Consider the following 13,835-nt stretch of genomic DNA (forward strand, 5'->3'; position numbering starts at 1 on the left):
AAAACAATTTTTGACATAATTAGTAATTATAGCTTTAAAATAGCTGAATTTACAAAAATTAAGGAATTTATCTTTGCGATTTTATTTCACAAAGAATTTTCGTAAGTGAATTTTTTGGAAAATAAATTTTTATTCAAAAAAAGTATTTAAAATTTTATTTTCTATAATCCTATTTTCATCAAAATCGTCTAGTTGTAAATACCACATCATAGTGTTTATAGCAGCTTTTAAAGGAATCATTCCAATGATTTCTGAATTTATTACAGGGACACCATACCTTTGAGCTTCACGCTTAATTGTTTCAAACACTCTGAAAATAGGGCTTTTTTTGTAGTTTGTTAAATTCATTGAGACTTGAACCATTCCTTTTTCTTTAAGTTCTACACCTATGGCTTTTACATATCTAAATCCCCCACTAATATGTCTGACAGCTCTAGCAATTTTGTTAGCAATTTCAATGTTTGTAGTTCCCAGATTAACGTTAAAAGCAATTAAATATTCTCTAGCGCCTACAGCTACAACTCCGGCTGTTGGATGAACTTCATTTGGGCCATAATCAGGGGCCCATTTGGGATCTTTAATTTTATCAAAAAAACCTTCAAATTCTCCTTTCCTTATATTTGCTAAATTTTCGCGTTCAGGGGAAGTAGCAGATTTTTCGTATAAATAAACGGGTATATTTAATTCACTTCCGATTCTCTTGCCAATCCTTTTTGACATTTCGATACATTCTTTCATCTCAGTATTCATTACGGGAATAAATGGAATAACGTCGACTGCTCCCATTCTTGGGTGTTCCCCTTTATGGTCTCGCAGATCAATTAATTCAACAGCTTTTTTAGTCATGTCGAAAACTGCGTGTTCAATATCTTCAGGCTCACCAACCAATGTAACTACTGATCTGTTATGATCGAAATCCATTGACCAGTCAAGTATTTTTACCTTTGAATATTTTTCAGCTTCAGATAAAATTTCTCTAACAATATTTTCTCTTCTACCTTCACTAAAATTAGGAACGCTTTCGACTAGTTTCATTTTATCCCTCCTATTTCTTTGACAATTTTTAAAATTTCATTTGAAATACCAGGATTTGAAAATATGAAGCTTCCTTTATCCAACAGATTCGGCTTTTTTCCTTTAAAATCGACAATTTCTCCACCTGATTCTTTCACAATTAAATACGCTGCAGCTATATCCCATGAATTTGCCTTTTTTGCAACAAAAAAGTCGAATTTTCCTGCTGCGACATAACTTGCTGAAATAGCAGCACTTCCCAAAATTCTAATTCTCCTTACTTTATCTTCCAATTTTGAAATGAACAATCCTGTGAAATCTTTGGAAAATCCTACACTTCCAACTGTTTCGTTTAAAGAATATTTGCTTGTAATTTTTAATTTTAAACCATTTAAGTAGGAACCTTGATTTTTGATTCCTACAAAAGTTTCATTATTAACTGGAGAATGAACTATCCCAAAAACGGGTTTATAATCTTCAAAATAGGCAATTGAAACTGCAAAAGAAGGCAATCCATGAATGAAGTTTATAGTACCATCAATAGGATCTATAATCCATAAATTTTTTCCTCTCTCATCCACGCCTTCTTCGGCTAAAATACCATCATTTGGAAAATAGTTTTTAATTTCACTTATAATGATATTCTGAACATTTTTATCATGTTGTGTAACAAGATCTGAAAAGCTTGACTTTTGTTCAACTTCACCACTGTCACCCCAATATTGTAAGAGATAGTAACCTACTTTTCTGGATATTTTAATTGCTAAATCAAGTTTATTCATTTTTTTCTCTCCTTTGGAAAAGAAATTCAAAGATTTTTCTTGCAAATGGTGCAGCTTTTTCAGAGCCACTACCAGCATTTTCAAACATGACAATGACTGCATATTTAGGATTATGTGCAGGTGCAAATCCTACAAACCAAGAATGAGGTAACTTTCCTTTTCCTACTTCAGCTGTGCCCGTTTTACCTGCAACTGTAACTTTGAAATCCTTGAAAACCTGATAAGCTGTTCCTCTATTTTGTATGTTTCCACCAACAGTTGTAACTTCTATTAATCCTTGCTTTACTGTATCCCAAATTTCCTTTTTGAATTTGACATTGTTAAAAATCTCAATTTTATCTTTTTTAAGAAGATGAGGGACTGGAACTTTTCCGTCATTAGCAATTGTTACGTAAAAATTTAGTAGTTCTAAAGGAGTTAAAAGTATATAACCTTGACCAATTCCTGTAATTATCGTGTCCCCGGGATACCAAGGCTCATTAAATTTAGTTTCTTTCCAGTGTTTATCCGGAAATAATCCTTCAGTTTCTGGAATATCAATACCTGTTTTTTTGTCGATTTTAAATAAAGTTGCTACACTTTTTATTTTATCAATACCAAGTTTTAAAGCAAGATTATAGAAGTATACATTACAAGAAACGCGCAGAGCTTTTATAAGATCGGTTTTACCATGCCCAGATAAAAGCCAATCGTTGTAAGTTGCGAGGATTTTTCCTGAACTGCTTGTATATGTAAATTGACCATTACAATTTATAGTTGTGGTGGTACTTTCATTATTCAGTAAGCCGGATATTGCGATTAAAGGTTTAATAGCTGAACCTGGGGAATAAAGTCCCATAGTTGCCCTATTAAGTAGGGGATTTTCAGGGTTATTAATTATTTTCCTCCATTCATATGTGTCAATTAAATTTATTGGTTTTTCAATGTCTGGATAAGAAACTAAAGCTAAAATTTCCCCTGTTTTTACATCTTCAACTATTACGGCACCTGGATTATCAATTTTCTTAATTTCTTCAGAAATGTATTTTTGTAATGGATAATCAATAGTTAGATTTATATCATTCCCGTTTTCGGGAGGAACCTTTAAAATCTTTTGTCTTATTTTCCCTGAGGGAGAAATAAGGATCAATTCACTACCTAATTTTCCTCTTAAAAGTTGATCGTAAGTTTTTTCAATACCATAACTTCCAACATTATTTGAATTTACATAACCTACTATATGGAAAACATATGGAACATAATTTCTGATTTCTTTAAACTGAATGTCGTATCCAAGTTTTTCTATTTCACGTAACTGTACTTTTGAAATTTCAACTTTTCCTGAACTAATAAGTGTGTTTAGTTGATTTGAATCTAGATATCTTTCTAATTCAGAAATATCGAAGTTCCTATTATAAGTTATGTAAGGGACTTTTATACTCCAGGCGAGTTTTAAACCATTTCTATCATAAATAGTACCTCTTGTTCCTTGAACAAGTCTCGTTTTTTGCATAAGTGAGTCGATAAAAGCTCTGTAATTTGAGTATTCTAATACTTGCATTTTAAAAAGAAACAAAAATAAAATAGCAAACATTAACGCAAATATGGTTACAGTGATTTTATACCTCATATTTCTCCCTTAGAAATAAAGTTTTTTGTAACCTTTTTAGAGTTTTATCTTTTCCAAGTATATGAATTGATTCAAATAATCCTGGAGTTACGAGTTTTCCAAGAACAGCTCCTCGAATGGTTTGGAATACCTTTTTTGTTCCAATATTTAAATCTGAAGCTATTGAACGAAGAATTTTTTCGATATTTTGAATCGAAAAATTATTTGCTTTAGAAAAATTGTCGATAGCAAGTTTTAATATTTTTTCAGCTCCGGGTTTTAAAAGGAATTTTTTAATGTATTCTTCTTCATATTCGTAATTATCCCAAAAAAATGGTTGAGAAAACTCAAGAAGTTGTTTTAAAGTATTAACTTTTTCCCGACAAATTTGAATAACATTTTCAAAATAATCCGAATTTAGTTGTGGGAGTAAAATATTGTTTATATTTAAAAAATTTTTAAATTCTTCTGAGAGTTTTTTTATTGGTTTTTTTCTTAAATGTTGTCCATTAATCCAAGTTAACTTCTTGTAATCGAAAATTACTGATTTATTGGTTATTTTTGAAGGATCGAAATCGTTGATTTTCTCAAAGACATTAAAAACTTCTTCGTCTACTGACCAACCAAGTATAGCTAAATAATTTAATAGTGCCTCACTTAAATAACCATTTTCTTTAAAATAATTTATTGAAGTCCCTCCATGTCTTTTGCTTAAAGGAGTTCTATCATTTCCCAATATTAAAGGAATATGCATAAAAACAGGAAGTTCCCAGTTAAAAGAATTATAAATCATTATTTGTTTCGGTGTATTTGATAGATGATCTTCTCCTCTGAAAACATGTGTTATATTCATAAGATGATCGTCAATTACAACAGCAAAATTGTATGTAGGAAATCCATTTGATTTTATTATAATAAAATCGTCAAAGTATTGATTATCAAATTCCATTCTTCCTTTCAACAAATCACGGAAAGAGGTTTTACCTTTTTTTTGAACTAAAAATTTAATTACTATTGAATACTCTTTTTTTAAGTATTCTTTAGGAAACACATAGCTTTTCTCAATTTCATTGTTATTTGCATCATATACAGCATAATATGCTTTTTTTTCTGAAATTAATTTTTCTGCATATTCTTTATAAATCGCTAGTCGTTCACTCTGTCTATATGGTCCGTATTCTCCTCCAATATCTGGACCTTCATCCCAATCTAGACCGAGCCATTTTAATGAATCTAAAATCATTTTTTCAAAAATTTTACTTGATCTTTGTGTATCAGTATCTTCAATACGAATAATAAACTTTCCATTGTTCTTTTTTGCGTAAAGCCAATTAAATAGTGCAGTTCTAGCACCACCAACATGAAGATACCCTGTAGGACTTGGTGCAAATCTTAACCTTATCAATTCAATCAGCCTCCTGAATTCTCATGTTATTATAGCCGTAATAAGAGACTTTGGAACAATTTCAAAAATGGAATCCTTTGGGATTTGTCCAAAATATTTTGTTTTGTCTGCAATCACGAAAAAAGGTTTATTGTAGTATGTCGCAGTAATTGCAAGGAGTTTTGTGCCTATTTTGTTTACAATATCACCGTTTTCTAATATTCCATCAGCGCTGGAGATAGCGTAATCAGATATTTGAACAAATTTGTGAATTTCCATATCATTAATAAGTTTAATATTGTGATGTAAGTTTGATAACTTTTCAAATAAGGTAAAACCTTCCCCACCTGGTCTTGATTCAGGAATGTAAATGTTCAACTTATGATTTATTTTTTTAAAAAATTCAAATAAAGTTTGACTATTGCTTATAGTAACTACTGAAGCTTCAAAATTGAAAAATTTTGTGGCATTTTCCAAAGTCTCATTTAACGAATTGTTCAACTCTTTCTTTATTTGAGCAATTGAAAGATTTTCATTTAATTTCTTTTCTATCCATCTTATTACGCTCATATCGGGTTTTAGAAATATGAAATCTTTTATAAGAATTTTTGTAGTATCGTAATCTATAGATTCAAATTTATCTAATATCCAGTTGGCCACTTCTATAGAACCTTCTTTAACTAAATTAACAAAATCATTGATTATTTTTAATCGTTCCACACTTTTTCTTCCTTTCTTTTAAAGCTAATTTAGAGGCTTCTTGCAATGAAAATTCTTCGAACTTAAGATTCCCATCCCAAATATTTCTTTTAATATCTAAATTTTTATTTCCATAGGCATAAAACCAACTTTCATATTTTTTTGGAAAATACACATTTTTTATTTTTAGTCTTTGTATAATTTTTTTGATGGCTTTTGCTTTTGCAATATCACCAAAACTTGGATGGTAAGGTCCTGCTATTATTTGCTTTTTTTGCTCTTCAGGAACAAAATAACCTAAACGAATAATTTTCACGTTATATGCAAATGAAATGAGAATCTGTTCGGAACAAATATCTAAAGCCTCATTAATATCAAGTGGTACATATGTCCCGGAATAGTATTCGTTTTCGAGTAGAGTATTTTTGAAAACTATAGTAGGATGAATTCTAAATAATTTTACGTTTAATTCGATTAATTCCTTAAAAGAGTTTAAATCTTTCGAAAAAGAATCTTTTGGTAACCCAACCATCAAATGAGCAGAAACAATGAAGTTGTTTTCTAATAGCTTTTTTATAGCATTAACATTATCTTCTACACTGTGTCCTCGACCTGAAGCTTTTAAGACATCATTATACATACTTTGAATTCCTAATTCAACAATTTTTACATTATATTGTTTAAGGATTTTCAAATTTTCATCATTGATTTCATCAGGTCTTGTAGAAATTCTAATAGGGGTATTTGGAAAAAAACTTTGTACAAGTTTCAAATATGTTAGTTGGGTTTCAAGTTTTAACCCTGTAAAGGTCCCCCCATAAAAAGCTATTTCTTTCGGCGATTGATTGTTAAAACGATTAAAATAATCTTTCAAATAGTTAAGAGAAGGCATTTTTTCTCCAGTCATTGAATATTGATTACAGAATTTACATCTATATTTGCAACCTGCGTTTGGTAAAAATATTGTTAAAATCACGAGAGAATATCCTTCACCACCTTGCTTACAACCGAACCTTCGGCTTTTCCTTTTAATTTCGCCATTGCTTCTTTCATTACTTTACCAAAATCTTTTTGAGTTGCGTTGAGTTCCTTTATGATTTCTTTAACTATATTCTTAATTTCGTCTTCAGAAAGCATTTTTGGCGCATATTTTTTTAGAATTTCAAGTTCTTTTTCTTCCTCAGCTGCTAAATCTTCTCTTCCAGCAGCTTTGTATGCTTGAATTGATTCTTGGCGTTTTTTAATCTCTTTGAGTACTAATCTTCCAATTTCTTCGTCAGTAGCACTGTTCATTTTTTCAACTTCAAAATTTTTTATTGCCGAATTTAAAAGTCTCAAAGTCCTTATCTTTATTTCATTTCGTTCTTTCATAGCGTTTTTTAAATCTTTCATAATTGTTTCTTTAAGCATATAAATTTACCTCCTTTTCAAAATTTTTAAACAAATTACTCGCAGCCTCGAAGTTACTTTCTTTGTTATATCCGCCCTCTTGAATAAATAGAGTTGGAATTTTTAAATTTTTTATTTCATAACCAATTTGAAAAAAATCTCTGCTTTCAAGTTTAAAATCTCCAATAGGATCGTCAATATGAGTGTCATAGCCAAGTGAAACTACTAGAATAGCGGGGGAGATTTTTGTAATAATGTCTAAAGCTTTTTCGAATGCAATGCTATATTCATTCCAAGAACTTTTGCCACTTAATGGGAAATTAAAATTAGTTCCTTTTCCCTTCCCTTCTCCTATCTCATCTTTATATCCGCTAATCCAAGGGAAGTAATGTTCTGGTGTTCCATGTATTGAAATATAAACTATTTCAGGGTTTTCGTAAAAAATACTTTGAGTACCATTTCCATGATGAAAATCAATATCAAGGATACAAATTTTCTCCTTTATTTGTGAATAAAGAAAGGTTGAAGCGATTGCTGCATTATTGAAAAAACAATATCCTCCTGCAAAATCAGTTGTCGCATGATGCCCAGGAGGTCTAGTAATTACGTATACATTTTCCTTAGTTTTTACAATTTCTTCTGCCCCTGTTAAAGTAGCATTTACAGCACTTAGAGCTGCATTATATGTTTGAAAAGTTACAGGTGTTCCTGAATCGAAAATTCTATCTTTTAAAAAAACTTCTGGTAAATATTCATTATCTTTAGATTTTTCTGAAAGTTCTTTTATATGTTGAACGTACCATTTAGGATGTACATGAAATAAAAGATTCAATGGATAATTTTTTACTTCGAGTCGTTCATGAAAAGTTTCGAAATATTTTAGTACTTTCTTTAATCTTTCTGGAGTTTCTGGATTTTTTACAATTTTTCCCTTGTCAATTTCCAAAGTAGGAATATAATCTTCATTTAATTGTGAGACAAATTTCATTTCCTTTCCTCCAGAGATTTTATTTTATTAATACGCCTTTCGTGTCGTCCACCTTCAAATGATGAATTTAAGAAGGCATCTAATATCCAAGTTGCAAGTTCATAGCCTACCAGTCTACCTGGTAAAACTAAGACATTTGCATTGTTATGTTTTCGTGAAAGCGCTGCCATTTCAGGTATTAAACAAAGTGCGGCTCGAATTCCTTTCATTTTATTTGCAGCTATTGACATACCAATTCCTGTACCACAGATTAGAATACCGAAGTCTACTTTGTTTTCCTGAATAAGTTTTCCAAGTTTTTCGGCATAATCGGGATAATCAACACTTACGGGTGTGTTAGTACCTACATCGAGAACTTCAATGTTTTTTGAGATTAAATATTTTTTCAATTGTTCTTTGAGTTCGTAACCTGCATGATCCGAGCCAATAGCAAATTTCATTGTAACACCTCCAAATTAAGGTTCAATCAAAAATTCTTATGACTCCTATAATTTTTCCTATTACTCGTACTTCATTAGCAGAACAGATAATTGGTTCCATATTACTATTTTCAGGTTTTAATACTACTTTATTGTCTTTTAAATAAAACCTTTTTAAAGTAATTTTATCTTTATATACCACAGCAGCTATTTGTCCATTTGAAACTTTGTATTGTCTTCTTAGGATTACAAAATCTCCATCAAGTATGTGAGCATCGATCATGCTATCCCCTTCTACTTTTAATGCAAAGTAATCACCAAATCCTTTAAGCATTCTTACTGGGATTTCTATTTCTTCATCAATTATTTCAAACATTTCTATCCCTTGACCTGCAGATATTTTTCCTTTTACTGGGACGCTAATACTTTCCGGTCTCTTTACCAATGAGATCGAACGAGATTTATTAGAATTTTTCTTAATATATCCTTTTTTTTCTAGCGCAATAACGTGTATATGTGCACCTCTTGGTGTAAGTTTAAAATGTTTTGCAATATCTCTTATGGAAGGTGAGTATCCATTTTGTTGAATAAATGATGTGATAAAATCTAAAACTCTTTGTTGTTTTCTAGTGAGTTTTTGATTCATACATCAAACACCACCTTTGTGTAAAAATATGTATTTGTTTTTTCGATATTTAGGTTGTAATAAGTTAATGCCTTAAATTTTTCTCCTTCTAATCCTTTATACGAACAAAACTCGGAAATATAGACATCTGAATGTTTTCTTATATCAATGGGAAAAAATCCAAGATCTATAGCTGCAATCCAATCATTTACAACATCAAAGAGTCCATCTTCGTTCTCAGCAATTTTATATTTTTGAGTGTGTTTGATAGAACAATTGATATTTTTCGGTTTATAATTTTCTTTAATTATGTTTAATATTTCTTTCAGTATTCCTTCAAAGCTTTCTGATTTGATTTCATAAGCTACATCTGCTGTGTGATCAATTTCTTTGTACATTATTCATCACCCTTTATTACCGCAAAATCAGCTATTTCATCTCCCTCAGATAAGTTAACAAGTTTAACTCCCTTTGTGACTCTTCCCAAAATGCTAATTCCAGATACGTTTATTTTTAAAGTCATGCCGTGTTTAGTAAATATCATCATATCTTCATTACCGTTTACATATGATACACCAACAATTGTCCCTGCTTTGCCAATATCTGATATATTTTTAATTCCACTTCCTGCTCTTTTTTGAATTCTATATTGAGATACTTCTGTTCTTTTACCAAAACCAAGATTTGTTACCGTTAAAATATACTTATCGTTTCCGGTAAGCAGGGATGAACTTACTACATAATCATTTTTATGAAGTTTTATACCAGTGACCCCCATGGCTGTTCTTCCCATTGTTCTTACTTCTTTGATTGGAAATCTAATACTCATACCATTTTTGGTAGCTATGAATATTGTTTGTTGTTCGTTTTCAATTTTTAATACTGATACCAGTGAATCATTTTTATCAAAAGTTATTGCACGCATTCCCCTTGAATTTATATTTTTAAATTCTGAAAGTTTTGTTCTTTTCACTTTACCAAATTTCGTTACAAAAAATAATTCACCTTCGAAATTATCGACAGAAAGCATAGTTAAGATTTTTTCTTTTTCATCAATATTTATATATCTTGCAATTTGTTTTCCTTTACTTGTTCTAGAATTTTTTTCAATTTCATAGTTGTTAAGTATGTATACTTTTCCTAAAGAGGTAAAAAAGAGAGTTTTTCCATGAAGATGGGTATAAATTACTTCCATTATTACGTCATCGTTCATTAGAGAACCACCTGTTACTCCTTTTCCTCCTCTTTTTTGAGTTCTAAATTCACTTAAATCCATCATCTTAAGATATCCTTTTTTGGTAAGACTTATAACAACTTCTTTATCAGGTATTAATTCTAATTGATTAAACTCCGTAGTTGCCTCTTCTTTAGAAAGAATGACAGTTTTTCTATCATCTCCAAACTTATTCTTTATTTCTGTCAATTCTTCGATAATTTTTTCATATACTTTTTGATCGTATTCTATGAGTTCTTTTTCTATTTTCATTTTTTGAATCATATCTTCATATTCTTTTATTAGATTAGACAATTCTAGCTTTGTTAATTTTCCTAATCTTAAATCTACGATTGCTTTTGCTTGTTCTTTAGTAAATTGAAACATTTCGATTAGTTCTTTGATAGCACTATTTTGATCTTCACTACTTCTAATTACTGATATAATTGTATCTATTGATCTGGAAGCTTTTATTAGTCCCTCTAAAATATGAGCCCTTTTTGAATATTGCTTATAATAAAATTGTGCTCTTCTTCTTACGACTTCAAATCTGTGTTGTATAAATGCCCACATTAACTCTTTCAAGCTCATTAAAGTAGGTCTTTTATCTTTGTCAATAACTAAAAGTTGAGCATGAAACGATGTTTGTAATTGAGTGTGTTTGTATAAGTTGTTAATTATTATTTCTTCGTTTGTATCTGAAGGAATTTCAATTACGATTCTTAATCCTTCTTTATCTGATTCGTCACGAATATCTTTTATGGGAAGGTTGGACCTTTCCGCATATTCAACAATTTTTTTAATAAGATCTGCTTTGCTGACAGAATAAGGAATTTCTGTTATAACTATACTTTTCTTTCTTTTCTTTTCTTCTACATTTACTTTTCCTCTTACAATAAAACTACCTTTTCCAGTGGCATACATTTCTCGTATACCTGATTTTCCAATTATCTCTCCTCCTGTTGGAAAATCAGGACCTGGAATGTATGTTATTAATTCTTCAATAGAAATGTCTGGATTTTTAATTAAAGCAATTAAACCGTCTACAAGTTCCTTTATATTGTGAGGTGGGATGTTGGTTGTCATTCCAACTGCTATACCTGAAGAACCGTTTGCAAGTAAATTTGGGAATTTAGCGGGTAAAACTTCTGGTTCTTTCAAACTTCCATCAAAATTGTCCATCATATTTACAGTGTCTTTATCTATATCTTCGAGTAGTTCTTCTGCAATACGATGAAGTCGTGCTTCAGTATACCTCATAGCTGCAGGTGGATCTCTATCAATAGAACCGAAGTTTCCCTGTCCTTCAACAAGCTTGTACCTCATGGACCAATCTTGAGCCATTCTAACCAAAGTATCATATATTGCTGCATCACCATGTGGGTGGTATTTACCCATTACTTCTCCGACAATACGTGCAGATTTTTTAAAAGGTTTATTATGATTAACTCCAAGTTCATACATACTGTATAAAATTCTTCTTTGGACAGGTTTGAGACCGTCTCTAACATCGGGAATTGCCCTTCCAATAATAACGCTCATTGAGTAACTGAGATATGATTCTTTTAACTCTTCTTCTAAAGATCTGTAAATTTCCATCTATTTCCCTCCAAATTATGAAATCTTTGATCCAGGATTGATATTTGTTTCGACAGTTAAAAGAGTCAATTTATCTTCATGTTTTGCTGCAAGAAGCATTCCTTGAGACTCTATTCCCATCAATTTTGCAGGTTTTAGATTTGCAACTACAATAATTTTTTTACCGACTAATTCATCTGGATTATAATGTTTTGCTATTCCAGCGATAATTTGTCTTTTGCCTAATTCACCTAAATCTATGATTAATTTAATTAATTTTTCTGATTTTGGGACTTTTTCTGCTTCTAAAATTTCTGCAACCCTTAAATCTATTTTTTTGAAAGTATCAAATGTAATATACATTACTCCTTCTTTTTCTTCCTCTTTGTTTTCCTTCTTTATAGCTATTTTTTCAAATTTATTTAAATTGATTTTAGTGAATAATGGTTTTCCATGTATGATTTTTTGTCCAGGTTTCAAAGCATTCCATTCACTTTCGAAAATTTTTATTGGGTTGTTTTCTTGTGAAAGTCTTTTATACACTTCTTTTGATGAATCAGGCATGAAGGGGAGCAATAAAGTTGCTATTCTTAAAATTGCTTCGAGTGTGTTGTATAAAACAGTTGCTAATCTTTCAGTTTTTCCTTCTTTTGCTAAAATCCAAGGTTTATTTTCGTCAAAATATTTGTTAACTTCACCAATATATTGCCAAATTATTTCTAGTGCGTTTGTAAGTTTATAGGCATCCATATATTCATAATACTTCTTCAATAGCTTACTAAAATTTTTAATTAATTCTAGATCACTTTCCTCAAATTTTCCGGGTTCAGGAATAATACTGTTGAAATTTTTTTTGACCATTGCCAAAGTTCTATGCAGTAAATTTCCATAGTCATTTGCAAGATCCGAGTTTAACCTTTGAACCAAGTTTTCTTCTGAAAAATCACCGTCTTTTCCAAACACAATATCACGAGTTAGATAATATCTTATTACGTCGTTACCGTATTTTTTTACAAATTCCCTGGGATCAATGGCATTACCAAGAGATTTACTAATTTTTTGTCCGTTAACGGTTAACCAACCATGAGCAAATATTTTTTTGGGAAGTGGTAATCCAACTGACATTAACATAGCAGGCCAGATTAAACTATGGAATCTATTTATCTCTTTACCTATTAAATGAACATCTGCAGGCCACCATTTATTAAAGTTTTCTTCATCTCTTCCATATCCAATTGCTGAAACATAATTTATTAAAGCATCAACCCAAACATATATAACATGTTTTGGATCATTTGGCATGGTAATTCCCCAATTAAAGGTCGTTCTTGTTATAGAAAGATCTTTTAATCCGCTTTCTAAGATCTTGAGCATTTCATTTTTTCTAAATTCTGGTTCGACAAAATCTGGATTTTCTTTAAAATGTTTTAACAGTGGTTCAGTATATTTCGAAAGTTTAAAGAAGTAGTTTTCTTCTTCAACAAAATTTAAAGGTCTTTTACAAGAGGGACAGAGAGGATCTCCAGAATCGCTTTTTAGTATTTCTTCTTCATTCCAGTATGTTTCACAGGGGACGCAATACCATCCTTTATAAGTACCTTTATAAATATCGCCATTTTCAAGCATTTTTTTCACAAAAAATTGAACAGTATTCATATGTTCAGGATCAGTTGTTCTTATAAAATAATCATTTGTGATATTTAAGTCTTTCCAGAGTTTTTTAAATTTTTCTGAGAGTTCATCACAGAGTTTTTGAGGTTCTATCCCTTTTTCTTTAGCAGCTTGTAAAATTTTCTGGCCATGTTCATCTGTTCCAGTTAAATAAAATACTTCATATCCTATTAGTCTTTTGTACCTAGCAATAATATCGCCAATAATGGTAGTATAAGCGCTTCCTATGTGAGGGTCTGAATTGACATAATAAATAGGGGTAGTGATGTAAAATTTTTTCACCGCATCACCTCCAGATATTTTTTAACTTCTTTAAAATTATACCATATAATTGCATTTGTTAATTTAAAAGTTACAAATGTATAGTTATAAAATGGATAAAATAAATAGAAATAATAGAAAATCATAGATTATTTATGATTTCCAGTTTTTATTTGTGAATATGTAGTTCTTTTTCTATTTTATATTATTTGACTTATTTGAAC

The 13,835-nt window shown here is 30.4% G+C and carries 13 protein-coding genes; all 13 read right to left on the reverse strand.

The window, feature by feature from the left end; genetic code table 11:
• Positions 1-129: 129 nt before the first annotated feature.
• From ftcD to metG, 13 genes are read right to left on the reverse strand one after another with little or no spacing between them, the layout of a single operon-like run.
• A complete protein-coding gene (gene ftcD / locus BUB65_RS00625) occupies positions 130-1,035 on the reverse strand; it encodes a glutamate formimidoyltransferase (protein ID WP_073071010.1) in 906 nt (301 codons plus the stop codon).
• Entirely contained in the window at positions 1,032-1,796 is a 765-nt protein-coding gene (locus BUB65_RS00630; RefSeq protein ID WP_073071013.1) for an inositol monophosphatase family protein, read from the reverse strand. Before BUB65_RS00630 ends, ftcD begins: the two co-directional genes overlap by 4 nt.
• Positions 1,789-3,405, reverse strand: coding sequence for a penicillin-binding transpeptidase domain-containing protein (locus tag BUB65_RS00635; protein ID WP_073071015.1), 1,617 nt, complete (start codon positions 3,403-3,405; stop codon positions 1,789-1,791). Before BUB65_RS00635 ends, BUB65_RS00630 begins: the two co-directional genes overlap by 8 nt.
• Positions 3,395-4,789 carry a glutamate--tRNA ligase gene (gene gltX / locus BUB65_RS00640; protein WP_073071017.1) on the reverse strand — a complete coding sequence of 465 codons (1,395 nt, stop codon included), beginning with the start codon at positions 4,787-4,789 and terminating at the stop codon, positions 3,395-3,397. Before gltX ends, BUB65_RS00635 begins: the two co-directional genes overlap by 11 nt.
• Positions 4,790-4,810: 21 nt before the next feature.
• Positions 4,811-5,488: an IF-2B domain-containing protein gene (locus BUB65_RS08295; protein ID WP_234946692.1), complete on the reverse strand. Its 678-nt coding sequence runs from the start codon at positions 5,486-5,488 to the stop codon at positions 4,811-4,813.
• Positions 5,463-6,443: a radical SAM protein gene (locus BUB65_RS00650; protein ID WP_073071020.1), complete on the reverse strand. Its 981-nt coding sequence runs from the start codon at positions 6,441-6,443 to the stop codon at positions 5,463-5,465. Before BUB65_RS00650 ends, BUB65_RS08295 begins: the two co-directional genes overlap by 26 nt.
• On the reverse strand, positions 6,440-6,877 hold the full coding sequence (locus BUB65_RS00655) for a GatB/YqeY domain-containing protein (RefSeq protein WP_073071022.1): 438 nt from the start codon (positions 6,875-6,877) through the stop codon (positions 6,440-6,442). Before BUB65_RS00655 ends, BUB65_RS00650 begins: the two co-directional genes overlap by 4 nt.
• Positions 6,870-7,844: a histone deacetylase family protein gene (locus BUB65_RS00660; protein ID WP_073071024.1), complete on the reverse strand. Its 975-nt coding sequence runs from the start codon at positions 7,842-7,844 to the stop codon at positions 6,870-6,872. The genes BUB65_RS00655 and BUB65_RS00660 overlap by 8 nt, the downstream gene beginning before the upstream one ends.
• A complete protein-coding gene (gene rpiB, locus BUB65_RS00665; protein ID WP_073071026.1) occupies positions 7,841-8,284 on the reverse strand; it encodes a ribose 5-phosphate isomerase B in 444 nt (147 codons plus the stop codon). Before rpiB ends, BUB65_RS00660 begins: the two co-directional genes overlap by 4 nt.
• Positions 8,285-8,306: 22 nt before the next feature.
• Entirely contained in the window at positions 8,307-8,909 is a 603-nt protein-coding gene (gene lexA / locus BUB65_RS00670; RefSeq protein ID WP_073071028.1) for a transcriptional repressor LexA, read from the reverse strand.
• Positions 8,906-9,286 carry an archease gene (locus BUB65_RS00675; RefSeq protein WP_073071030.1) on the reverse strand — a complete coding sequence of 127 codons (381 nt, stop codon included), beginning with the start codon at positions 9,284-9,286 and terminating at the stop codon, positions 8,906-8,908. The genes lexA and BUB65_RS00675 overlap by 4 nt, the downstream gene beginning before the upstream one ends.
• Positions 9,286-11,700, reverse strand: a complete 2,415-nt coding sequence (gene gyrA / locus BUB65_RS00680; RefSeq protein ID WP_073071032.1) for a DNA gyrase subunit A — start codon at positions 11,698-11,700, stop codon at positions 9,286-9,288. The genes BUB65_RS00675 and gyrA overlap by 1 nt, the downstream gene beginning before the upstream one ends.
• A gap of 15 nt (positions 11,701-11,715) precedes the next feature.
• Positions 11,716-13,632, reverse strand: a complete 1,917-nt coding sequence (gene metG, locus BUB65_RS00685) for a methionine--tRNA ligase (protein ID WP_073071034.1) — start codon at positions 13,630-13,632, stop codon at positions 11,716-11,718.
• Positions 13,633-13,835 lie beyond the last annotated feature (203 nt).

Origin of the sequence: Thermosipho atlanticus DSM 15807 (assembly GCF_900129985.1) — a bacterium.
In the GTDB taxonomy this organism is placed as follows: domain Bacteria; phylum Thermotogota; class Thermotogae; order Thermotogales; family Fervidobacteriaceae; genus Thermosipho_A; species Thermosipho_A atlanticus.

What these genes read in the sequence shown, in the direction of transcription:
- BUB65_RS00660 (WP_073071024.1), bottom strand. Translation starts at nt 7,844, where the DNA reads ATGAAATTTGTCTCACAATTAAATGAAGATTATATTCCTACTTTGGAA.
- BUB65_RS00630 (WP_073071013.1), bottom strand. Translation starts at nt 1,796, where the DNA reads ATGAATAAACTTGATTTAGCAATTAAAATATCCAGAAAAGTAGGTTAC.
- ftcD (WP_073071010.1), bottom strand. Translation starts at nt 1,035, where the DNA reads ATGAAACTAGTCGAAAGCGTTCCTAATTTTAGTGAAGGTAGAAGAGAA.
- rpiB (WP_073071026.1), bottom strand. Translation starts at nt 8,284, where the DNA reads ATGAAATTTGCTATTGGCTCGGATCATGCAGGTTACGAACTCAAAGAA.
- lexA (WP_073071028.1), bottom strand. Translation starts at nt 8,909, where the DNA reads ATGAATCAAAAACTCACTAGAAAACAACAAAGAGTTTTAGATTTTATC.
- BUB65_RS00635 (WP_073071015.1), bottom strand. Translation starts at nt 3,405, where the DNA reads ATGAGGTATAAAATCACTGTAACCATATTTGCGTTAATGTTTGCTATT.
- BUB65_RS00655 (WP_073071022.1), bottom strand. Translation starts at nt 6,877, where the DNA reads ATGCTTAAAGAAACAATTATGAAAGATTTAAAAAACGCTATGAAAGAA.
- BUB65_RS00675 (WP_073071030.1), bottom strand. Translation starts at nt 9,286, where the DNA reads ATGTACAAAGAAATTGATCACACAGCAGATGTAGCTTATGAAATCAAA.
- gyrA (WP_073071032.1), bottom strand. Translation starts at nt 11,700, where the DNA reads ATGGAAATTTACAGATCTTTAGAAGAAGAGTTAAAAGAATCATATCTC.